Source organism: Paenarthrobacter sp. YIM B13468 (assembly GCF_042788025.1).
Taxonomy (GTDB): Bacteria; Actinomycetota; Actinomycetes; order Actinomycetales; family Micrococcaceae; genus Arthrobacter; species Arthrobacter aromaticivorans.
The window spans coordinates 106,527-128,678 of record NZ_JBHZPI010000001.1 but is presented as its reverse complement, the minus strand read 5'-3'; the positions used below and the strand labels follow the sequence as shown (position 1 = coordinate 128,678).

Here is a 22,152-nt window from a genome sequence, read left to right as displayed (position 1 = left end):
CAGCCCCTAGCGTCGAACGATTGACCTCAAGAGCCTTAATGCTACCGATAGTGAAGCCATGTCATCGGCCTCGAGAGAATTGACCTCATCAAACATGGTCTTCGCCCGTCCAAGTTGTTCGGCATTCAGGCCTTCCCACGCCCTCAGGCGATCCTCGGCAGGGGTGCCGGGCGTGCTCGACTCAAGAACCGACGTCGTCATATCTGCGACGGTTGAGTAGAGATCGTCCCGGAGCGCCGCACGGGCAAGTGCCTGCCAGCGGTCGTCGCGGGGCAGGGCGCTGATCCGTTCCAGCAGCGAGTCCACGTGGAAGCGGTTGAACACCGTGTAGTAGACATGCGCTACTTCCTCGACGCTGTTGGTCCCGGTCTGGGCGATCCTTGCGATGTCCAGCAAGGCATAGCTCTCGAACAACTCGGCCCACCTGTGGGCCAAGTGATCCGGCAATTCCCAGCCACGGGCTTTTTCCAGCCAGCCGCTGATACGAACTTTGTCATCGCCACGCAGGTAGTCCAGCAATTTGGCCCGAAGTGGCGCCATCATGGGCTTGAACGACTTCACGACGTCGGCAATCGGGCGGGACGCCATGCCCTGCCCGAGCACCCACCGGACTGCGCGGTCCAGGAGCCGGCGGACATCCAGATGGACTTCGCTCCAGTGCTCGGTGGGGAACGATGCCGGAAGGGCATTCAATTCCTCAACCATCGGATCGAGATCGTAGATTTCACGCAGCGCCACGAATGCCTTGGCTACCGCTACCTCGTTGGCAGATGTTTCTTCGATCGCCCGGAAGGCGAAGGTAATGCCACCGAGGTTGATGATGTCGTTGGCCACCACCGTAGCGATGATTTCTCGCCGCAGCGGGTGGGTGTCAAGTTCGGCGTCGAACCTCTCCCGCAACTGCTTCGGGAAGTAGGCCCGGATCGTGTCCTTGAACCAGGGGTCGTCGGCCAGGTTGCTGTCCCGGAGGGCAGCCGCCAACTCGATCTTCGCGTAGGCGGCCAGGACGGACAGCTCGGGAGATGTCAGTCCCTGTCCCTGTTCCAGGCGCTGGCGCAGTGTCTCGGTAGTGGGCAGTGCCTCGAGGTCACGCTTGAGGTCGGCTGATTTTTCCAGCCAGTCCATCAGGCGCTCGTAGCTGGGGCTCCAGTCCGCAACGCGGGTCCGGTCGTTAAGGAGCAAGATGTTTTGGTCGATGTTGTCCTGCAGGACCAGGCGGCCGACTTCCTCGGTCATGTCAGCCAGGAATGCTGCGCGTTCTGTGGCCTCAAGCTTCCCTGCCGCCACCATACGGTCAACGAAGATCTTGATATTGACCTCGTGGTCGGAGCAGTCAACGCCCGCCGAGTTATCGATCGCATCCGTATTAAGGATGACGCCCTGCAACGCGGCTTCAATACGTCCACGTTGGGTCAACCCCAGGTTGCCGCCTTCGCCGACTACCTTGACGCGGAGGTCCTTCCCGTCCACGCGGATGGCATCATTGGCTTTGTCTCCGACAGCAGCATGTGTCTCCGTGCTGGCTTTGACGTAAGTGCCGATGCCACCGTTGTACAGAAGGTCCGCCGGGGCAAGCAGGATTGCCCGAAGCAATTCGGGAGGGCTCAGCTGGGTGGTTCCGTCCGGCAACCCCAGCGCCTTACGCACCTGGTCCGACACGGGGATTGTCTTGGCTTGACGTGGGTACACGCCACCGCCCTCGCTGATGAGTGTCCGGTCATAGTCGTCCCACGAGGATCGCGGGAGCTCGAAGAGCCTTTGCCTTTCTGCGTACGATGCTGCGGTGTCCGGGTTCGGGTCCAGGAAGATATGGCGGTGGTCAAAGGCTGCCACGAGCCGGATGTGGCGCGAAAGCAACATACCGTTGCCGAAAACGTCCCCTGACATGTCTCCCACACCAACAACGGTGAACTCTTCGGTCTGGGTGTCCAGGTCGAGTTCGCTGAAGTGCCTCTTCACAGACTCCCAGGCGCCACGGGCGGTGATGCCCATGGCCTTGTGGTCGTATCCCACGGATCCGCCCGATGCGAAGGCGTCGCCAAGCCAGAACCCGTATTCGGCAGCCAATCCGTTGGCCGTGTCTGAGAACGTTGCGGTTCCCTTGTCGGCGGCCACCACCAGATAGGAGTCATCGCCGTCGTGGCGGACAACGTCCGACGGCGGCACAAGCCTTTCGCCGTCCGTTGTAGTAACGAGGTTGTCGGTGATATCCAACAGCCCGCGAATGAAGGTCTTGTAGCTCTCCACCCCTTCGGCCATCCACGCGGCGCGGTCCACTGCCGGGTTGGGCAGCTTCTTCGCGAAGAATCCACCCTTGGCGCCGGTCGGTACGATGACGGCGTTTTTCACGGTCTGTGCCTTCACAAGGCCCAGGATCTCAGTACGGAAGTCTTCGCGGCGATCGGACCAGCGAAGACCGCCGCGGGCCACCTTGCCGAAGCGAAGGTGGACGCCCTCCACGCGCGGAGAGTAAACCCAGATTTCGAACATGGGGCGCGGGAACGGCAGACCCTCGATGGTGATGGGATCCAGCTTGAAGCTCAGGTATCCCTTGTTTTGGAAGAAGTTGGTGCGCAACGTCGACTCAATGAGGTTGACGAAGGTCCGAAGCACGCGGTCCGCGTCCAAGGTTGCGACTTGCTCGATAGCTTCTGCCAGGGCAGCCCTTGCGGCACCTTGCTGTTGGGGACGCTTGCTTTCTTCGACGTTGGGATCAAAGCGGGCGGCAAACAATACGGTCAGACCCCGCGCCACATCCGGATTGGCCAAGAGGGTATCGGCGATGAACCCAAAGGAATTGGTGTTGCCCATCTGGCGCATGTACTTGGCGTAGGCCCGGAGGACTACCACCTGGCGCCAGTGCATGCCTTCGCGAAGCACAAGGCGGTCAAAGTTGTCCGACTCGACGGCCCCTGTGACCGCAGCACCAAACGAGTCAGCCAGGAGATCTCCGGTGGCCAGCGGGTCAATGCCGGCCGGGTACTTCAGCCCAAGGTCATACAGGAAAAAGTCGCGGTGATCCGCGGTTTCGATTTCGAAGGGCCGTTCGTCCAGGACTTCGAGGCCAAGGTTGTGGAAGTAAGGAAGGATCTGGCTCAGGCTCTTGGGCTCCATCAAGTAGAGCTTGACCCTCGCATCCTCCTCCAGCACGTCACCGGCACCTTCGGGAAGGTACACGTGCACGCCGGGGCGCAGTTCCTTGCTCGCTTCCCCTGCCCGTTCGGCCTGGGCTCCATACTTTTCAAACCGTTCGATGTCCTCCAGCGCGTCCTCAACCTCGTAGTCGACGCGGTAGCCGGGAGGGAATGCCTCAGCCCACAAGGCGGACAGTACGTCAGCACTCTCCGCGGGACGGTTCTCACGAAGTACCTCGGCGATGCCTTCGCTCCATGACCGTGACGCCCGCATTAGCCGGTGTTCGAGTTCTTCTGCGTTGACATCGGCAAGTTCCGCGGTGCGTGGCAGCCTGATCCTGAAGAAAACGCGAGCAAGGGCCGACTCCGTGATCCTCGCTTCGTAGTCAATGCTCTCAGCTTGGAACGTCTCGCGCAGTTCCTGCTCAATACGGAGCCTGACACTCGTGGTGTACCGGTCACGCGGCAGGTACACGACTGCGGACATGAAACGTCCGTAGATATCGGGGCGCAGGAAAAGCTTGGTCCGGCGCCGTTCCTGGAGTCGCTGGATCCCGGTGGCCGTGGCCGCAAGATCCGGGATTTCGATCTGGAACAGTTCGTCGCGTGGGTATGTTTCCAGGATGCCCAGAAGGTCCTTGCCCGAGTGGGAATCCATGGGGAAGCCCGCATTCCGCAGCACTGCGTCCACTTTGTCGCGGACGATGGGGATGTTGCGGACCGATCCCGTGTAGGCACTTGTGGCGAAAAGTCCGATAAAGCGCCGCTCACCGTTGACGTTCCCTGCCGCGTCGAAGCTCTTGACTCCGATGTAGTCCAGGTATGCGGGACGGTGGACGGTTGAGCGGGAGTTGGCCTTTGTGATCACCAGTGCCCGCTTTTCACGGGCGCGCTTGCGGCCGGCGTCGGTGAGGTGCTGGATCTGCCGGGTGTTGTCGCCAGCGCGGAGCAAGCCAAGTCCGCTGTCCTCACGAAGTTCCAGGACGTCCTCGCCGTCTTCATTGACGAGGTCGTACTCGCGGTAACCGAGGAAGGTGAAGTTGCCGTCATCCAGCCAGCGCAAAAGGTCCTGCGCCTGCCTGAGTTCGGCAATCTGCTCGGGGTGGGAGACGCTTCCAAGCGTCTCTGCAAGTTCCAGTGCCTTGCTACGCATTTTCGGCCAGTCTTCAACGGCGGCGCGAACATCCCCGAGGACACGTTGGAGCCCCGCAACCAATTCTGCGCGGGCTTCTTCGCTTACGCGGTCAATTTCGACGGCGATCCAAGACTCCATGTGCGACGAATTGTCGTTGTCGCCGAGCAGGTGGGCGACGCTGGGCAGTGCCGCGGTGTCGCCACTGGAAATGCCGATATTTGACGGGACTCTGGAAACGCTGCTGAGTTCGCCCGAGACCCGGTCGCGGGTAACCACGAAAAGCGGGTGCATCACGAGCCGGATGGCGCAGTTTTGGCGAACGAGTTCGGCGTTGACGGAATCAACCAGGAACGGCATGTCGTCAGTAACGATGTAGACCACGTTTCGGTCAGCCTCGACGCCGATCTCCACGATGGCATTTCCAGGCCGCCGGGACTGCGCAACTTTCTTATGTGTGCTTGCCCGCGAAATCAGCAGCTCGGGGGCATACGCCCGGGAGTCCTCCTCTGCGAGGTGCTCATAGTAGTCACCGAAGAACCCCTCACGGACAACTGCTGCATCGGACCGATCCTCCACGCTGGATCCTGACGACATCTACAAACGCCTCCATCACATGTTGATTGCTGCGACTCTGCAGCCCACATAGCGAGCCTAGCGCTTAAGCAGACCGAAAGGTCTGGTAGATCGGCCAAGGGATTTGCGATTTTGCTGGATAGGTGCACAGACCAGCCCCGCAATGGCCTTACGCAAGGGAGAGTCGGGCGATGATTCCAGCAAGACAGACCCCGACAACAGTGCGGCATCGCACGCTTCCGCGTCCGCAGGTAAGTAGGCATCAACGCCATGGCCAGGGCCGAAGCGCTCCCAGGCCTCGGATAACTGCTGCCTAGGAGAACGGCCCGCCGACGCCTGCTTAACCTTATTCAGGAGCACACGTGGTGTTGCCTGCGGAACCGCAGCTTCGAGCTCGGCAAGGCCACGGACCAACCGCGGAACGCCGATCGCGTCCGCAGCCCCGACGGCAAAAACCTCGTCTGCCAACTCCAAGCTGCGCAGGGTAGCGCCATTGCGGCGTGGCGCCATAGTGTCAAAGCTCAATTCCTCGTCTGCTTCCAGGCAGAAACCGGTGTCCACGACGACTACATCGGCGACCTGCGTGGCCCTTTCAAGGACAAGCGAGAGCGCAGAGGCCCTCAGTTCAGGCCAGCGGTCCGCCCTTGTAGTTCCAGTGAGTACGCGAAATCCACCACTCTTGGTGAAGACAGGCGTAGCAGCCCGGTCCAGTGCATCCGAATCCAGCAATCCTTGGTCAGCGAGCCTGCAGGCCTGGGCGAGGCCAGCAGACTCCTCCAACAGCCCCAGCATGGCCGACACGCTCGCACCGTAGCTGTCAGCATCCACAAGAATCACGGACTTGCCTTCGGCCGCCAACTCGGCAGCCATGTTTACCGCAACCAGAGTTCTTCCCGGCGCGCCTGTTGGTCCCCACACAGCTATTACCCTCCCTGAGCCGGCCGCTTCGGGTACTCGGGTTTCCGGCACCAATTGGAATCCCGCAGATGAGTCTGCGAAGCCGGCGTCTGGGAAGGTGCGCGCGCCTACATGCCCACTGTGGCGACCGACTGCCTCGGAAATCCTCACGGCAAGGGCAGCGGGCTCAATATCAGTAGATGCCGTTACTACACCAATGGCGGTGAGCCTCGAGACCTCCACCGGGTCCACGGTCAAGGCGAGAATGGACACGCCTACGGCAGCCAGCCGATCCACCAATGTAGCGGTTAGTTCTTCGCAGCCCTCGGCAACGACTGCCGCCAAGGCAAGGCCGCTTTGGCAAGCAGCCATCAACTCCGCAAGCTCTGAACACCGGCGAACCACTGTGACGGGGCCATGCAAGCGCTCCAGCCCACCAACCACCGCTTCCTGTGCCTGGCCAACAGTTATGACCGGGATGCTCATTGATTGATGCCCGCGGGGTTCCAAACAACAGATACCTTGGCGGCGTTTGCCTTGGCACCCAGCAGCTTGGGCATCTGCTTGTCCGTGACCAGCACCAGCACCACCGTTGTCTTTGAGGCGCCGAGGGCACCGGAACCCACAGTTACCTCTGCAATTTCGGCACCAGGCAGCAATAGCTGTGGTTCTTCAAAGGCGTTTTGCGAGCCCGGCATGGCGACCCAGACGTCCACCTTCGCCCCGGGAACTGCCTGCGCTGGAAGTGACTCATCCATTGATATGGCAACGGGCTTGCGATTCAGGGCGTCAGCCTGCCCGAGGCTCTTCCGTGGAACGAGTTGGTCCTTCTCAATTCTCTGTAGCGCCACCTTGCCCTGGGCAATTCCGCCCTCCACGGTTACGTAGCCGGACTCGACGTCATCCAAGCGAACCTGGACGACGGTTAAATCCTCTGGCCCCACGGTTTGGCCAACCGCGATACCCTCCCGTGCGGCATAAACCTGTGTGGTCCGGTCAGCGGTACTAACGACTGAGATGACCCCGGCGACGGATACAAGCATGAGCAGCACTCCCACCAATAGGCGTGGATCCTTCCAAGACGGCTTCTTCAACCTGTTGCTGGCGACGCCTGTACTCGGATCCATTTTCCCGCTCCCCCATTGAAGTTTCATGGCACGGTTACCCGCGCCTCTTCATTGTTGCCGTGACCCGGCGCAAGCCAAAGTCAAGAACCCCAAATCAATGGAAATTGTGGATAACTGTGTCAAACGGTGCCAACAAATGCCAAAATAGTCACATGCCCCGATTCCTGACTCTGGCGGACGTCGCCGAACAACTGCAGATAAATTCGCCGCAGGCCTACGCCCTGGTCCGCAGCGGTGAGTTGAAAGCCATTCAGGTCGGAGGACGCGGGCAATGGCGCATCGAGGAAAAGATGTTGGAGCAATACATCGAGGAGCGGTACGCCGAGGCCAGCCGCATGATTGAAGAGGCCAAGTCCAAGTCGAGCTAGCGTTGGGCGGTCAAACACGCCTATGAACGGCTAGAGTCCCTGGTTCCCGCTTGAGCATAGGGCCGCGAGTGATGTGAAGGGAATCGTCCTCACGGCAGCCACTGCACCGCCCCGCCGCGCCTCGCCCCGCGTATCCGCAAAATCGAAATGGTCCCGCCCAACCCTGTCGATGACACCATGGAGCCTCTGGTCTCCCCCCGGACCAGCGGCCAGGACGACTGTCACCGGCGCCCTGTCACGGGAGAGTCCCCGGAGGGCGCTGGCAAGCCTTAGCGAACTTTGGACCTGGGAGGCGGGTTTTCTAGCCAATCTTCCGAGTCCGTCGTAATGACTTACCGATGCGCATGGAATGAGCCATTGCCGTCCGTTGGCGACCAACACAAACCAGTCACCGCCAATGTGGCCCAGGGTCCCTTGGAGAGAAATACCGCTGCTCAGCACCAAAGCGATCTCAGCTCCGGCGAATCCTCGAAGCCTGTCCGCAAGGTCCAGACCGGCAAGCTCGACCCGCACGCGTTCGGATATTTCCGATTCACGGGCCAAGGTGCGCTCAGCAGAAAATTGCGCTTCCAGATCTTCGAAGAGAGAGTCCCATCTCATATGGTCACAATAGGACCCGTAGCGCGTGGCGCCAACCGCAATGGGATTTTCCCGTCATGATTGGACAAAGCCCTTCGACTGTGCTCAGAATTGGCAAACAGCACCAAATGATATCAAACAGCATTAAAGAGCCGAAAGGGTAAGAATGAGCAGCGATCCACCAAGGATCCGCCACGATGCCGCCTTCGCCGCCGTGCTCCTCGCGCTGGGGCTGTTGCTGGTAATCGTCGGGCAGAGCCTCTTGGGGCAGTGGCAGGTGGATGTGTCCCACGGACAGACAAGTACGTTCGAGCACCTCCTGGCCCTCGCATCCAGCGCCTCGGGAATTGCCATTGTGTCTTGGTGGATCCTTTCACTTGGCCTCGCAGCCTGGGCTGCAGTTCTGCACGGCGCGGGAAGGAGCGGGAGGGCCGACGCCATCGCCAAGTTCAGTCCAGGTTTCATGCTAAGGCTGGCGTTTGCCCTTCTAAGCCTGAATTTCCTCGGAATACAGGCCGGACAGGCTGCCGCAATGCCGGAACCACAATGGCAAGCCACCTCCAATGGCGCCGCGGGCATGGCAGCGTGGCATCCATCAGCTGGCGTACAAGGACCCGTGCCCGCTGTGGAAATGGTTCCAGCGGTAACCACCGAAGAAAGCCGCGAGGCAACCCGGACAGGGCCTGCATGGCGGCCACATCCTCCCATAGTTGAGCCTGACCTCCTGTCGCGCCCAGGCTCTCGCGAGATGGCGTTTGAACACCCCGTGTCACCCGGCGTTGCCGTCAAGCCGGGTGACACGCTGTGGTCCATTGCCGCGGACCACCTTGGACCCTTCGCGACAGACGTTGACATCGCGCTCCATTGGCCGAGCTGGTATTCAGCCAACCGAAGGATCATTGGTGACGACCCCGCGTCCTTGCGCCCGGGGCAAGTACTGCAGCCCCCAACGCCGGACTAAGGTCCTCGCGGCCCGTAAAGAATCCGCCAGTAAAGAATCCGACTGTAAAGAACGGCACCCACTCAGGGGCACTCGTTCAAGACGTAAGACAGTCCCATTGTCATCCCAGACGTAGCAACCTGAGCCAAGCGATGCCCGCGCAACGGCTCACAGAGTGAACTCATGAGGATTGACCATGACTGTTGCAACTGCACGCCGCCACGCAGACCGCCAAAGAACCAAACGTCCCGCACCGAATGCCGGTGCCGACGCCTCTACCCTGGACGTAAGGCTAGTGGCACGAAGCATCGCCCAAGCTGCAGTAGAGGTACTTGCGGGGACCAGGCCTGCTCTCCAGTTGTCCAGATCCCTCGATGCGCAATGCTTTCTTTCGCTTCAGCATCGGGCTGCCCTTACACGCGAACACGCTGCACGTAGCCGCGGCACGGTTCAGGTCCACAGAAGCCCAATGGTCCGTTCCGTCCGTGCTTGCGCCATTTCAGACTCCATCTACGAGGTCAGCATCGTTGTCTCTGAGGAGCAGCGCTCGCGCGCAATTGCCATGAGGTTGGAACACTCCGACGGGACATGGCAGGTCACCGCCCTGGAGATTGGCTAGGCACCCGTGAGCCAACCAGGTTGCCTCAACCGGGAGGCAGCAGATCTACGAAAAAAGACCCCGGACTTGTGTCCGGGGCCTTCTCTCACAGGGTGGCTGGATCAGCGCCGCTTCTTCTTGGCGGTTTTGCGCTGTTCCTGGGTGGCTGCTTTAGCAGGATTACCCGATCGGCCCGAGGAGCGGCCTTCGATGCGGGTCTGGCTCGCCCCGTCCTCGCCTGGGGCTGTGTACTGCAATTGCGCTGGCTTTTCGGGTGTCTCCAGACCGGCAGCGCGGATCTGGGGATCGTGGTGCTCGGTGTGTGCACCTGCCGCAGTATCGTCGGCAACAACGACATCTTCGGCGGGGGTCACCTCAACTTCAAGGTTGTAGAGGAACCCGATGCTTTCCTCCCGAATGGCTTCCATCATGCTTTGGAACATCACGAAGCCTTCGCGCTGGTACTCCACCAGCGGATCGCGTTGAGCCATGGCCCGCAGCCCGATGCCCTCTTTGAGGTAGTCCATCTCGTACAAGTGTTCTTGCCATTTACGCCCAAGCACCGACAGAACCACCCGGCGCTCCAGCTCACGCATACTTTCGGAGCCAATTGCTTCTTCACGGGCCTGGTACACCAGCCGCGCGTCAGAGAGGATCTCTTCCTTGAGGAATTCGGCAGTGACCCTGGACTTACCGCCGGCTTCATCAATGATTTCCTGCGCAGTGACGGTGGCTGGGTAAAGCGTCTTCAGGTTTGACCAGAGCTGGTTGAAGTCCCAATCATCGCCGTTGCCTTCTGCCGTGGCGGCTTCAATAAGGGCGTTGATGGTGTCTTCCAGGAAGAACTGAACTTTTTCGTGGAGGTCATCGCCTTCGAGGATCCGACGACGGTCCCCGTAGATCGCTTCACGCTGGCGGTTCAAGACGTCGTCGTACTTGAGGACGTTCTTGCGCTGCTCCGCGTTGCGGGCTTCCACCTGACCTTGAGCCGAGGCAATGGCACGGGAAACGAGCTTTGATTCCAGCGCGACGTCGTCCGGCACGGAACTGTTCATGAGTCGCTCGGCAGCACCGGAATTGAACAGCCTCATGAGGTCGTCGGTCAGTGAAAGGTAGAAACGGGATTCCCCGGGATCGCCCTGACGTCCGGAGCGGCCGCGCAACTGATTATCAATCCGGCGGGACTCGTGGCGCTCGGTGCCCAGCACGTAGAGGCCGCCAAGGTCCAGTACTTCCTCGTGCTCGTCCTTAACCGCCTGCTTGGCCGCTGCGAGTGCCTCCGGCCATGCTGCTTCGTACTCTTCCGAGTTCTCCTCGGGGTCGAGCCCCCTCTTGGCGAGCTCTGCGATAGCAGTGAATTCGGCGTTGCCACCAAGCATGATGTCGGTACCGCGGCCTGCCATATTGGTTGCCACCGTGACGGCACTCTTACGTCCGGCCTGAGCCACGATGGAGGCTTCCCGTGCGTGGTTCTTGGCGTTGAGAACCTCGTGGCGGATTCCTTCCTTTGCCAGCAGCTTGGAGAGATATTCGCTCTTCTCGACGCTGGTGGTGCCAACAAGTACTGGCTGGCCCTTTTCGTGGCGTTCCGCGATGTCCTTGACTACGGCGTCAAACTTAACGATCTCGTTCTTGTAGACGAGGTCCGACTGGTCAATGCGCTGCATGTCCCGGTTGGTGGGAATGGGTACAACTCCGAGTTTGTACGTGCTCATGAACTCGGCTGCCTCGGTCTCGGCCGTACCCGTCATGCCGGACAGCTTCGAATACATACGGAAGTAGTTCTGCAGCGTTACCGTTGCCAGTGTCTGGTTTTCGGCCTTGATCTCGACGTTTTCCTTGGCCTCGATGGCCTGGTGCATGCCTTCGTTGTATCGTCGCCCGGCAAGGATACGGCCTGTGTGCTCGTCAACAATCAGGACTTCGCCGTCGAGTATGACGTAATCCTTGTCGCGCTTGAAGAGTTCCTTCGCCTTGATGGCGTTGTTCAGGAAACCAATGAGAGGGGTGTTGGCCGATTCATACAGGTTCTGGATACCGAGGTAGTCCTCCACCTTTTCAATTCCGGTTTCCAGGACGCCAACAGTCCGCTTCTTCTCGTCGACTTCGTAGTCGACCTCCGGCTGTAACCGGAGAACGACCTTTGCGAATTCGCTGAACCAGCGGTTTGTGTCGCCTTGGGCCGGACCCGAGATGATGAGTGGGGTACGCGCTTCATCGATCAGAATCGAGTCAACTTCATCCACAATGGCGAAGTTGTGCCCCCGCTGAACGAGTTCACTGGCGTCCCAGGCCATGTTGTCGCGCAAATAGTCGAAGCCAAATTCGTTGTTTGTCCCGTAGGTGATGTCTGCGGCGTACTGCTGCCGACGCACTGACGGATCCTGGTTGGAGAGGATGCAGCCGCTGGTAAGGCCAAGGAAGCGGTAGACGCGTCCCATGAGCTCGGACTGGTATTCGGCAAGGTAATCATTCACCGTGACCACATGGACGCCATTGCCCGTAAGGGCATTGAGGTAGGCCGGCGCTGTTGCCACGAGGGTCTTGCCTTCACCGGTTTTCATTTCGGCAATGTTGCCCAGATGGAGGGCGGCGCCACCCATAAGCTGGACGTCAAAGTGCCGCATGCCCAACGTTCGGGATGAGGCCTCACGGACCGCAGCGAATGCCTCCGGCAGGAGGGCATCCAAGGTCTCGCCGTCCTGATGCCGGGAGCGCAGGCGGTCTGTTTCCTCCCGAAGTTCAGCGTCAGAGAACGTCTTGAAAGAGTCTTCCAGGGCATTGATGGAATCGGCATAGTTCCGCAGTTGCCGGAGTGTTTTCTTGTCACCCGTGCGGAGAAGTTTTTCGATTAGTGATGCCACGTGAAATTGCTCCCAGTCTCATGCTGCCGAATTCTGGCTGTTTCAGTCTACGGGAGAGAGTATCGCCACGTTATCCGGTTCCCCTGTGAGCGGACTGCTCTGCCCATCTGGTTCACAACGCCCGATAGGGCCTCTGGCCACAGCCTCGGAGAGTGAAACCGCGAGATCCCCCACGGGCCACACAACAACTTCCTGAAGGCCGAGCCATTGGGCCATGAGCCACAATTCGGCGGAAAGCTCGACGGCGGTATCCGGTGGCGCTCCTGGCTCACCAAATGCGGATCGAACCAAGAGTTGGCCTGCGGCCCTGTCAGCCTTCAAATCGACCCGGGCCACGATGCCTTCCCTGAGCAGGAAGGGCAAAACGTAGTAGCCGAAACGGCGCTTGGCAGCAGGCGTGTAGATCTCAATCCGATAGTGGAATCCGAACAACTCTTCCAGGCGCCGCCGCTCGAAGACGAGCGAGTCAAAAGGGCTCAGCAGCGCCCGGCCTTCGGCCTTGCGTGGCAATCTGGCATCGATGTGCCGGTACGTTTCCCGGTCCCAACCGCGAACGGAAACGCGCTCCAGCCGGCCTGCCTGGAGGAGTCGCTGCACCGACGCCTCCCCAGCCTTCAGCGGGGTCCGAAAATAGTCGGCAAAACACCGGACCGTTCCGATGCCATGTGCCAAGGCAGCTGCATCCATGAGCCGGTCAAGGGCGGTATCTGCATCCATCCCGCTGTGTACCGAACCCGGCAGAACCCTGGAAGTAAGTGTGTAGAGACGTTCGAATTGGGGTGTCCGCGAAGCCGCTGAAACGCGGCCTTCTTCAAACAGGTGCTCTAGAACGCGCTTTACGGTGTTCCAGTTCCAGCCCCAATTTGCGCTTTCGGTGTCCTGGGTGTGCCCAAGTTGTACAGTCAAGGCAGACGCCGTCATCGGCGGTCCGGCCTCAAGGGCTGCGAGGATTCGTTCCTCCATGGCGATCCGCACCGCGGGCTCCATGTGATGTGCCCCCACCCACGCCCGCTTTTGCCAGAGAAGCAGGTCGGGATAATGCTCCGGACGGATATAGCTGGCCTCGTGAGCCCAGTACTCCATCATTTTGCGCGGTTTTCGGCCTGCCATGGAGTGAAGGATTGCGGGATCATAGTTTCCCAGGCGGGAAAAGAATGGCAGATAGTGGCTCCGAGCCAGCACATTCACGGAGTCGATCTGGACAAGCTGGATCCGGGCAAAGGTCCGGCCCACCGCCCGTGGGGTCACGGGGCCGGCGGGCCGGACTTTCGCCAATCCTTGGGCTGCCAATGCGATCCGCCGTGCCTGTGACAGGCTCAGCGAAGCGGTCATTGAAGTCCTTTCTCGTGCGATTAAGCCTTACTTGGCGGTGGCCGCCTGGTCATCCGAGCGGTACGCGTGGATCTTCTCCTCCACGGCTTCCTCGCCGGGCTCGCAGGTGGAGTCGAGGGTTATGACACCATAAGTCCAGCCACTGCGCCGGTATACAACCGAGGGCGCATTGGTTTCCTTATCCAGGAACAGGTAGAAGTTGTGCCCCACCAGTTCCATGTTGTCCACTGCATCATCGAGTGTGAGGGATGCGGCGGGGAAAACCTTCCGTCGGATCAAAACGGGTGAATCACCTGCTGGAATATCGTTCTCGATGTCGTAGGGCGACCGCTCATCGGCCTGCGGTTCAGCCTCTTGGTGGTTGTTGGCGCCTGCGTAAATTGGCTCACTGGCACTCGCGGGCTCGAGGGAGGCCGTTGCTTCCCGAACGGCCTTGGGCGTGTGGCGCCCGTGGTGCACCTTCTTCCTGTCCTTTGCGCGACGCAACCGCTCAAGCAGCTTGTTGTACGCAAGATCGAAGGCAGCAAATTTGTCAGCGGCTGTGGCCTCGGCACGGATAACAGGGCCTCGGCCCAGGACGGTCACTTCAACGGTGAGCTGTCCCGGCGTTTGCCGGGGGTTGGTCTCCTTGGAAACCTTGGCGTCGACTCGCTGGACTTTGTCCCCCAGCGATTCAATCTTTGAGATTTTCTCGCCGGCATATTCGCGAAAGCGGTCAGAAACTGTCAGATTTCGTCCGCTGATCATGAACTCCATGGTGCCCTCCAAATAACTCAGGTGACACGATAACGACGCTGTAGGGGGCTGGTCTGACGGACAGTCGAGCCCCTTTCCGAGCCGCTATCGACAGGTACATCTGTTCTTGGTACCCACAACCGACGTTAGTTCATCGGCACGAGTTATTCACCCTTTGGTCACTTATTTTTTGTTTGCGTCTTAACCCCACCAGGGGGCTCGTCCCCGGGGGTATGGGAGGCGTAGGCTGGTGGCCTCGTTGCCGCGAGAACAACGGCGCCGCAGACTATCCCGCCAGCCGCAGACACTGCCCGGGCAGCCTCCGCGAGGGTGGCTCCAGTGGTGAGAACATCGTCCACAATCAGGCATCTTTGTCCGCGCATCTTTTCCCTACAGCGGGGTCGAACCCTCATGGAACCCCGGACACGCCTGGCACGCTCACCCCTGCCGAGTCCTTTTTGGCCTGTGGAACCATCTCTCCCCTCGGTGCCAAGGATGGCCCTGACGCCACTACCGATCAGGTCTTTGCACGTTGCGGCCAGCCGTCGGCTTTCCAGGCGGCTCCCGGTCTTCTCAAGCGCATCGAAACCCGGGCACCGGGACAACATCCCCCGTCTCTTCATGCATCGGAGCAGAACGTGTACGGGGCTGAAACCGCGGCTTCGGAAGGCCTTGCCGCTGCTGGGAACGGGAACAACGCAAAACCCCGGCTGGTCACCAATGGCCAGACGGAGTGCGTTTCCGAAGCAGGGCGCCAACACCTCAGCCAGCCGCCACTGGCCGAAGCTCTTGAAGGACAACAGGGACTGCGAAAGTTCATCCCTATAGGGCCCTGCGGCCACCACACCGAGCTTTACACTGCCATCAACATCGACCAACGCAGGCGATTCCTGTTCGGCCCTGAAGGGGTTCCTGCAAAGCTGACGCACCCGCTTCGCACAATCCCTGCACAGGACGGTATCTTCCACACCGCAGCAGACGCAATCAACGGGAACCAGAAGTGCAACCAACTCCATCAGTGCCGCTTGCAAGTTGGCAATCAGGCGCCCAAGCAGGCGCCGGTCCTCTCCGCGTCGCCGGGGTCCTGAGGGGTCCGGGGCACCGACATCCGGGTCAATCCGGCGCTGGATGAGTTGGGCAGGTCGAGGACCGTTGACGGCAAACGGGAGGTTGATCACGAAAACATTCATGCTGGTAGCCTTAGCCACTTTTTGGTCCGGTAACAGCCCAGCAGCCTGCTATGTGAACAACCACGGTCTTGTGGGGCGGCGCCTCCAGGGTGTCTGGCTCCCGGTCAGCCCGGGAAGGCCGGCTCCGTAGGGCCCTTGAGCTGAAGTTCCCAACCATTTCCGACACGTTGAAAGATTCCCGCTGTGGACTGGCCGTAGATCTGTTCTGCCCCGTTACCTGCGCTCAGACTCATGAGGCCGTCCCACGGCGCCAGTTGCTGCGGCTCCCCCGAGGTCAGCGAGAGCAACTCCGGAACCACGGTAGCCGTTGCCGAACTGGCCATTACGGCAACGGTGGATCCGTTGACCCACACCCCCTGGTCAGGCGAGGTGGAAGTGAAAAGAGTGATCGGAGTCGTAAGATCCTTCGGCGCGCCGTCTGCATTCCGGACGATGCCCGTAACCTGAACCACTGATTTACCGTTAGCTTCGGATATCACCAGCGCCCGGGTACCTTCGCGTGAGATGCGGAAATCCTTGACAGTCCGTCCGGAAAGCCACGTGGGAGATATGGTCGCCGTGGGCACAGCCATGCCAGGGGCAACGCCAGTGGGCTTGAAAGCCACAACCTCAGTATTCCCGCTGGCGCCTGGTCCCGCCGTCCAAACCCAATCATGAGGACTGAACGAAGGCCCGGTCAAAGTGCTTCGGGTGGTCAGTTGCCGGGCCGGTTGACCAGGCTCGATGGAGTACAACGTGGTTTTGTCGCCGTTGAGGAAGGCAACGGTTTGGGATACCGGCGACTCGGCGGGCGAATGGGGGCCGAGCCCCGCAACCGACTGAATGTCAGGTAATGGCGAAACGCGATTGTTCTCATAGCGGACCAAGTCGCCGTTACTGACGGCGATCTGGCGGGCAGGCACATTCTTGTCCACAACCGGCGGCAGAACTGTCCCATTGTCCTCGACGCGGACCAGGTCCTGGTCTGCGCGAAGCTGGACGTTGATGACGTCCGGTTGCCCCCTGAAGGTTAATGCCAGCTGGTTTTGCATCCGTTGGCGGTCTTCTGCCGATGCATCGAACAGTTCCTTGGCCGACAAATCCACCTGGGCTGCCCCTGAAACTACGGGGACAGATTCCCGGGCCAACTTCATTCCGGAGGGAAAGGCGCTCACCACCGCCCCACGCAAATACGGCGCAGGCCCGGCAAGCAGGGCGCTGGTCATGGACTTAACAGTCTTCTTCTTGATGAACCATCGGTAGTCCGGCACCGCATACGTGAACGTCGGATCATAGAAGTAGATCGGAAAAGCGCCGTAAATGACTTTGAACGTCTCTTCCGGAATCGCAGTGCCATCCGGAACCTTGGAGATCCGCCACTCCCCCTCCACTTTCTCCAGCGAGACTGGGATGGTCTCCTTGGTCCCCGGTGGGAACTGCGTCGCTATTCCGTCCGCATCCACCGTGTAGGCAAGGTCCACCTCGTAGAGGTACTCATTCTCCACGGCCGTCTTGACCACGTGGGCTCCGCGGAAAACGATGGCCCGCTTATCCGGCTTCCACGTTACGGCTTGGGCTTGGGTCAAATATTGCCGCGCTACGGGATAGTCGTCCTCATAGCCGCTGCCAGCCATATAGAAATCCTCAATGACGGCTTCCGGTGTGGAGCCTGCACGCGGTGCTGCGGGGAAGAATACAGGGGCGTTGGGGTTTCCTGCTCCCTCATCCTGGCTCTTTCCCACTGGACCGGACCGGGGAATCTGGGCGCACGAGGCCAGCAAGACCATCAGCGCCGCCAACGCGGCAACGAAGGCCCGCCTGCGTCCGGTGCAAAGGAACCTCATGATGCACCGCCCTTTCCCTCGTCATCCGAAGGAGGTGTTCCGACGTCGGATTTGCCGTCTGTGGTGCCAAAACCCGTACCCAGGACAAGCATCTGGCGTTCGCTACGGGCTCCGGGCAAGTCGATGTCCGCAGGTTCCAACTGCAGGGGCGACTTGAGGATGGTTCCACCTTGCTTGAGCGGCAATGTCAACCTGAAGTTTGAGCCCGCCCCTTTGCGACCCCATGCTTGAAGCCAGCCGTTGTGGAGCTTGGTGTCTTCGGCGGCGATGGACAATCCCAGTCCGCTTCCACCAGTAGTTCGGGCGCGTGCCGGGTCAGCCCGCCAGAAGCGGTCGAAGACCCTGGCAGCTTCCGCTTGGCTCATTCCAATGCCGTGGTCCCGCACGGCCACAGCCACGGCGTCGTGGTTTGCTGCCACAGAAATGTGGATCGGCTTTCCCTCGCCGTGCTCAAGGGCATTGAGGAGCAGGTTCCTCAGGATCCGGTCGATCCTGCGCGAGTCCATTTCGACAATGATGCTCTTCTGACGGGCGTTCAGGCGGACCTCAGAACCGTATTCGGAGGCTACGGGTGCTGCGCCCTCCATGACGTGCGAGATCACTTGGAATATGTCCTGGGGTTCGGCGTCCAAGACGGCAGCACCGGCATCGAAGCGCGAAATTTCCAGCAGGTCAGACAACAAGGACTGGAACCGTTCCACTTGGTGATAGAGGAGTTCGGCCGAGCGTTTGTTCATAGGATCGAAGTCTTCACGGGCGTCGTAAAGGACCTCCGCGGCCATGCGAACGGTCGTCAATGGGGTGCGTAGTTCGTGCGAGACATCCGAGACGAACCTTTGCTGCATTTGGGACAGCGTGGCCAACTGGGTGATCTGTTCCTGCAGGCTGGCCGCCATATGGTTGAACGAAGCACCAAGCCTGGCAACCTCATCCTCACCCTTGACCACCATGCGCTCTTGGAGTTGGCCCGCCGCCAGCTTTTCCGACACCACGGCAGCATGGCTCACAGGGCTGACCACATTGCGCGTGACGTACCAGGCGATGGCACCAATCATGAGCACGAGCGCCGCACCACCGGCCCACAGCACGTTCTGGATTTCGTCCAGGGTCTTCTGTGCAGTGTTCAGGTCATAGATCAAATACAACTCATAGGCAGTGCCGTTAAAGGTGACTTTGTTTCCGACAGCAATACCGGGCCGGTCCTCGTTTCCAACAGGGAACTGCATGGAGGCCCAGAACTGTTGCTTCCCGCCGTCCTGGACAGCCTTTCGCAATTCCGGCGGGATGACGCGGACGGTGAGCTGGTCCGAGGCTCGCGACTCCACCCAGCGGTTACGGGGTTTGGTCTGTTCCGGGACGGCTTCAAAGACGTAGCGCCGCTGGATCACCGAGCCCCGGCCCTCTACCGCGGTTAACGTGTCGTAGACCAACGTGATGACGCTTGATTGATCAGTAACCTGTGCGCCGTCGAAGGTGTCCTGAACCTGTTTTACGTTGTAGCGGGACTCCGACTCCGCTTGGGCCAGCCTCTCCTGGAAAAGGTTGTTGGCGATCTGGTTGGAAAGGTACGCACCGACGATCGCAAAGGACGTTACGGCAAGCAGGAGCGTGGTCAGCACGGTCCTGAACTCCAATGACCGCCGCCATCGCCTCAGCAAAGAACGCCAGAGGAAGCGAAGACCCGGCCGTATCTGCCGGACACCGATCGAGACGAGGCGGGAAACCCTCAGAACCAGAATTAGGCCACGTCGAGTCCATATCCGGGCGCGCCACATCAGCCAGGGAAGGTTCCTTGGTAGTGGATCGCTGGGAGTAGAGGGTGAATTCCCGGACGCCGAAGTCTCCGCGGTCTGCTCCAAGGATGTCGTCTTCCCCTGGGCGCGCTGCTCCGGACTGTTCGGACTCTGGTCCTTGCCTGTGGTGCCGGTCTTGCCGGCGGGAGACTCAGGAACCTGCTTTATACCCGACACCACGCACCGTCAATACAACCTCGGGCGCTTCCGGATCCCGTTCAATCTTGGAGCGCAAACGCTGAACATGGACGTTGACCAACCGGGTGTCGGCGGCATGGCGGTATCCCCACACCTGTTCAAGCAAAAGTTCGCGTGTAAAGACCTGCCACGGCTTGCGGGCCAATGCCACCAGGAGGTCGAACTCCAACGGTGTGAGCGAGATACGCTCTCCACCGCGGGTGACCAAGTGCCCTGCGACGTCGATGGTTACGTCAGCAATCCGCAGGGTTTCCGGAGCCTTTTGTTCGCCCGGCCGAAGGCGCGCACGGACCCGCGCCACGAGCTCAGCGGGTTTGAAAGGCTTGGGCACGTAGTCGTCAGCACCGGACTCAAGCCCGCGGACAACATCCGAGGTGTCCGATTTCGCCGTAAGCATGACGATGGGAACGTCCGATTCTCCACGAATCTGCCTGCAAACTTCAATGCCGTCCGAACCCGGCAGCATGAGATCCAAGAGCACCAAATCGGGTTTGGACGAACGGAACACTTCAAGAGCCTGGCCGCCGTCTGCGCAGAATACGGGCTCGAAGCCATCATTGCGCAGGACAATACCAATCATCTCTGCGAGCGCTTCGTCGTCGTCAACTACCAGAATGCGTGCCTTCATAGTTATATATTCCCTTATCGCCAAGCCTTTGTCCTGTTGGGCGGGCGCACGGCATGGCGTCCCCCAAGGCACTTCCACCGTACTGTACGGCCGCGATTTGCTCGACGTAGACCTGCGGTCCGGGCAGTATGGGCTCAGGCTATGAGGGAGGACACCGGGACTATAGGCTTGGGGCGAAGGTCCATGTGGGGGACGTCGGATGTCGGCGGGCCGGATCTCTTGGGGAGGAAATCGTGTCACAACCAGAGCACGGCCAGCAGCCATATCCAGGCGGTCAGCCTGCGTGGGGCAACCAGCCCCAGTGGGGCGGTCCGCCCGCGTGGGCAGCCCCTCAGGGCGGCGGCAACAACTGGCCCGGCTACCCTCCGGGAGGACCAGCGGGTGTATGGCCTTCGGCTGCGCCCGGCGGACCACCCTATGGCCAACCCATGTATGTTGCCCCACCCAAGCCCGGTGTCATTCCCCTACGACCCCTGCAATTCGGCGAGCTGCTCGACGGCTCCTTCCAGACCATACGCCGGAATGCCGCCTCCATGTTTGGTTCAGCCCTGATCGTCCAGGCCATTGCCGCAGCCCTCCTGGGCGTTGTGACCGTTGCCATGTACGAGCTCATGGATTCGTTGGAATCGACGGATTTCAGTGAGGACGCGGCTGGATTCTTCGGCCCGTTCCTGGCCGTCATGGCGGGTTCGGTGGGAGTCTCCGTGCTAATCGGCTTTCTCGGCGCCGTTCTCCAAGGCGTCATGGTCATTCCGGTTTCCCGTTCTGTCCTGAACCGACGAACAGGCTTCGGGCAAATGTGGAAGCTGGCCGTCGGGCGGATCCTGCCTCTCCTGGGGGTAGCAGCCCTCCTCACTATCGGTGGACTGCTGGCCGCAGCCGCCGTCGTCGGGATTGCTGTGCTGTTGTTCACAGCCTTGGGACCGGCTGCCTTGTTGATTGTCATCCCCCTGGGTTTCGGGGCCATCATTGTCTTTGTCTGGATTGGGCTGAAGCTCATGTTTGCTCCCGCCGCCATCGTCGTGGAGCGGATCGGCGTCTATGACGGACTCTTGCGATCTTGGCAGTTGACCAAGAGCAATTGGTGGCGGATCTTCGGCATAACCCTGTTGGTGAGCATCATGGTGGGAATCATCGCGCAGATAGTGCAGATTCCAGCTTCTCTCGCCGCGACCGCCATTGGATCGGTAATCTCCCCCCACCCGGACGCCGAAACAGTGGCCTCCACTCTGATCCTCACCACCGTGATCTCGATGATCATTGGGGCTTTGGTGGGGTCTGTGACATTCGCTTTCCAAACATCCGTGTCCGCGCTCATCTATATGGATCTTCGAATGCGCCGGGATGGGCTGGACGTGGAGTTGATGCGGCTGATGGAAAGCGGTGCAGATCCGGACGGAATTCCGGGTGGTCCCCCACAACAGGTACACGTCAACACGTGGCCCCCGGGCGGGGGCCACTGGCCAGGCACTCTTCCTGGCCGCTGGCCGCAGGCATGAGGGAAACATTAGGCCATTCCATTAACGCTTTGGCCGGCATGGAGCCGCCGGTGACGCCTGACGGTGCGGAAGCACGTCGTTGGGCGGAGGAGGAACTATCCAAGGCGCAGTATGCCCAAGCCCGACCCAGTTGGCTGGACCAGCTTTGGCGGGATTTCCTGGACTGGCTCAACTCCCTGGAAGGGGACGGAACTTCCCCGGAAAGCAACTTCGCTGTTCCCGTCATCATCGCCTTGGCTGTGGTGCTCATTGTGGTGGCTATCTTCGTTGTCCGGCCCAGGCTGAATGCCAAGAGAAAGACCTCCGTTAGCGGCATGTACGGCAGGGACGCGGCTGGGGATGCTGCGACGTACCGGAAGCGCGCTCTTGCCGCGGCCGACGACGGCGACTGGCCTAACGCCGTCGTCGATCAGTTCCGGGCCTTGGTGCGTTCCGCGGAGGAACGGGATGTCATTGAAGCGCGGGCCGGGCGGACGGCCGATGAGGCCGCAGGCCACTTGGGCCTGGCCTTCACCCCTGCTCAACACCGACTGGTCGATGCCGCCCGCCTGTTTGATGCGGTCCGCTATGGAGAACAGGCGGCAACACGCTCGGACTATGACGAATTGCGCAAGCTGGATATGGACCTCCTCGCCCTGACACCTGACTTCAGTGACCAGGAGCAGCAGGGATTCGCGGTGCCGCGATGACCCTCAAGGAACAGGTGCCAGAAGCTTTACAGGGAGGAACTCCTCCTCAT

At 60.4% G+C, this 22,152-nt stretch carries 17 protein-coding genes; 6 read left to right on the top strand and 11 right to left on the bottom strand.

The window, feature by feature from the left end:
* Positions 1 to 6: 6 nt before the first annotated feature.
* Genes ACFX4T_RS00580 through ACFX4T_RS00570 form a run of 3 tightly spaced genes read right to left on the bottom strand, consistent with a single transcriptional unit; the run spans position 7 to position 6,866 of the window.
* The gene (locus tag ACFX4T_RS00580; RefSeq protein ID WP_377650465.1) at positions 7 to 4,863 is read right to left on the bottom strand and encodes an NAD-glutamate dehydrogenase; all 4,857 of its coding nucleotides are present in this window, start codon (positions 4,861 to 4,863) and stop codon (positions 7 to 9) included.
* Positions 4,864 to 4,920: 57 nt separating this feature from the next.
* Positions 4,921 to 6,225, bottom strand: coding sequence for a CpaE family protein (locus tag ACFX4T_RS00575; RefSeq protein ID WP_377650464.1), 1,305 nt, complete (start codon positions 6,223 to 6,225; stop codon positions 4,921 to 4,923).
* Positions 6,222 to 6,866 carry an SAF domain-containing protein gene (locus tag ACFX4T_RS00570; protein ID WP_216924026.1) on the bottom strand — a complete coding sequence of 215 codons (645 nt, stop codon included), beginning with the start codon at positions 6,864 to 6,866 and terminating at the stop codon, positions 6,222 to 6,224. Before ACFX4T_RS00570 ends, ACFX4T_RS00575 begins: the two co-directional genes overlap by 4 nt.
* Before the next feature lie 152 nt (positions 6,867 to 7,018).
* Here ACFX4T_RS00570 and ACFX4T_RS00565 point away from each other — a divergent pair, with 152 nt between their 5' ends.
* Entirely contained in the window at positions 7,019 to 7,234 is a 216-nt protein-coding gene (locus ACFX4T_RS00565; protein ID WP_216924027.1) for a helix-turn-helix domain-containing protein, read from the top strand.
* Positions 7,235 to 7,264: 30 nt separating this feature from the next.
* Here ACFX4T_RS00565 and ACFX4T_RS00560 read toward each other — a convergent pair whose 3' ends face one another.
* Positions 7,265 to 7,834 carry a hypothetical protein gene (locus tag ACFX4T_RS00560; RefSeq protein ID WP_377650463.1) on the bottom strand — a complete coding sequence of 190 codons (570 nt, stop codon included), beginning with the start codon at positions 7,832 to 7,834 and terminating at the stop codon, positions 7,265 to 7,267.
* A gap of 145 nt (positions 7,835 to 7,979) precedes the next feature.
* Here ACFX4T_RS00560 and ACFX4T_RS00555 point away from each other — a divergent pair, with 145 nt between their 5' ends.
* Together ACFX4T_RS00555 and ACFX4T_RS00550 are read left to right on the top strand one after the other, a co-directional pair.
* Positions 7,980 to 8,774 carry a LysM peptidoglycan-binding domain-containing protein gene (locus tag ACFX4T_RS00555; RefSeq protein ID WP_377650462.1) on the top strand — a complete coding sequence of 265 codons (795 nt, stop codon included), beginning with the start codon at positions 7,980 to 7,982 and terminating at the stop codon, positions 8,772 to 8,774.
* Positions 8,775 to 8,949: 175 nt separating this feature from the next.
* Positions 8,950 to 9,372 carry an Rv3235 family protein gene (locus tag ACFX4T_RS00550; RefSeq protein WP_254186208.1) on the top strand — a complete coding sequence of 141 codons (423 nt, stop codon included), beginning with the start codon at positions 8,950 to 8,952 and terminating at the stop codon, positions 9,370 to 9,372.
* 101 nt (positions 9,373 to 9,473) lie between these two features.
* Here ACFX4T_RS00550 and secA read toward each other — a convergent pair whose 3' ends face one another.
* The 4 genes from secA to ACFX4T_RS00530 all read right to left on the bottom strand — a co-directional run bounded on the left by secA (position 9,474) and on the right by ACFX4T_RS00530 (position 14,665).
* Complete coding sequence (gene secA / locus ACFX4T_RS00545) at positions 9,474 to 12,215, bottom strand: preprotein translocase subunit SecA (RefSeq protein ID WP_377650461.1); 2,742 nt, start codon at positions 12,213 to 12,215, stop codon at positions 9,474 to 9,476.
* A 42-nt stretch (positions 12,216 to 12,257) separates the two neighbouring features.
* Positions 12,258 to 13,547, bottom strand: coding sequence for a winged helix-turn-helix domain-containing protein (locus ACFX4T_RS00540; protein WP_377650460.1), 1,290 nt, complete (start codon positions 13,545 to 13,547; stop codon positions 12,258 to 12,260).
* A 27-nt stretch (positions 13,548 to 13,574) separates the two neighbouring features.
* Complete coding sequence (gene hpf, locus ACFX4T_RS00535) at positions 13,575 to 14,303, bottom strand: ribosome hibernation-promoting factor, HPF/YfiA family (RefSeq protein WP_216924033.1); 729 nt, start codon at positions 14,301 to 14,303, stop codon at positions 13,575 to 13,577.
* Between the two features lie 158 nt (positions 14,304 to 14,461).
* Complete coding sequence (locus ACFX4T_RS00530; protein ID WP_263426299.1) at positions 14,462 to 14,665, bottom strand: phosphoribosyltransferase; 204 nt, start codon at positions 14,663 to 14,665, stop codon at positions 14,462 to 14,464.
* Here ACFX4T_RS00530 and ACFX4T_RS00525 point away from each other — a divergent pair.
* Positions 14,654 to 15,370 (top strand): hypothetical protein, encoded by a 717-nt coding sequence (locus tag ACFX4T_RS00525; protein ID WP_377650629.1) that lies wholly within the window; start codon positions 14,654 to 14,656, stop codon positions 15,368 to 15,370. The two genes, ACFX4T_RS00530 and ACFX4T_RS00525, sit on opposite strands and share 12 nt — an antisense overlap.
* Before the next feature lie 206 nt (positions 15,371 to 15,576).
* Here ACFX4T_RS00525 and ACFX4T_RS00520 read toward each other — a convergent pair whose 3' ends face one another.
* The 3 genes from ACFX4T_RS00520 to mtrA form a co-directional block, all read right to left on the bottom strand.
* Positions 15,577 to 17,295 carry an LpqB family beta-propeller domain-containing protein gene (locus tag ACFX4T_RS00520; protein WP_223946418.1) on the bottom strand — a complete coding sequence of 573 codons (1,719 nt, stop codon included), beginning with the start codon at positions 17,293 to 17,295 and terminating at the stop codon, positions 15,577 to 15,579.
* A complete protein-coding gene (mtrB, locus tag ACFX4T_RS00515; RefSeq protein ID WP_377650617.1) occupies positions 17,292 to 19,070 on the bottom strand; it encodes an MtrAB system histidine kinase MtrB in 1,779 nt (592 codons plus the stop codon). Before mtrB ends, ACFX4T_RS00520 begins: the two co-directional genes overlap by 4 nt.
* Positions 19,071 to 19,239: 169 nt before the next feature.
* Positions 19,240 to 19,914 carry an MtrAB system response regulator MtrA gene (gene mtrA / locus ACFX4T_RS00510; RefSeq protein ID WP_144649950.1) on the bottom strand — a complete coding sequence of 225 codons (675 nt, stop codon included), beginning with the start codon at positions 19,912 to 19,914 and terminating at the stop codon, positions 19,240 to 19,242.
* 233 nt (positions 19,915 to 20,147) lie between these two features.
* On the opposite strand from mtrA, the gene ACFX4T_RS00505 reads away from it, so the two are divergent.
* Together ACFX4T_RS00505 and ACFX4T_RS00500 are read left to right on the top strand one after the other, a co-directional pair.
* On the top strand, positions 20,148 to 21,413 hold the full coding sequence (locus tag ACFX4T_RS00505; RefSeq protein WP_223946419.1) for a hypothetical protein: 1,266 nt from the start codon (positions 20,148 to 20,150) through the stop codon (positions 21,411 to 21,413).
* Positions 21,410 to 22,102 carry a DUF4129 domain-containing protein gene (locus tag ACFX4T_RS00500; protein ID WP_377650459.1) on the top strand — a complete coding sequence of 231 codons (693 nt, stop codon included), beginning with the start codon at positions 21,410 to 21,412 and terminating at the stop codon, positions 22,100 to 22,102. Before ACFX4T_RS00505 ends, ACFX4T_RS00500 begins: the two co-directional genes overlap by 4 nt.
* Positions 22,103 to 22,152: the final 50 nt, after the last annotated feature.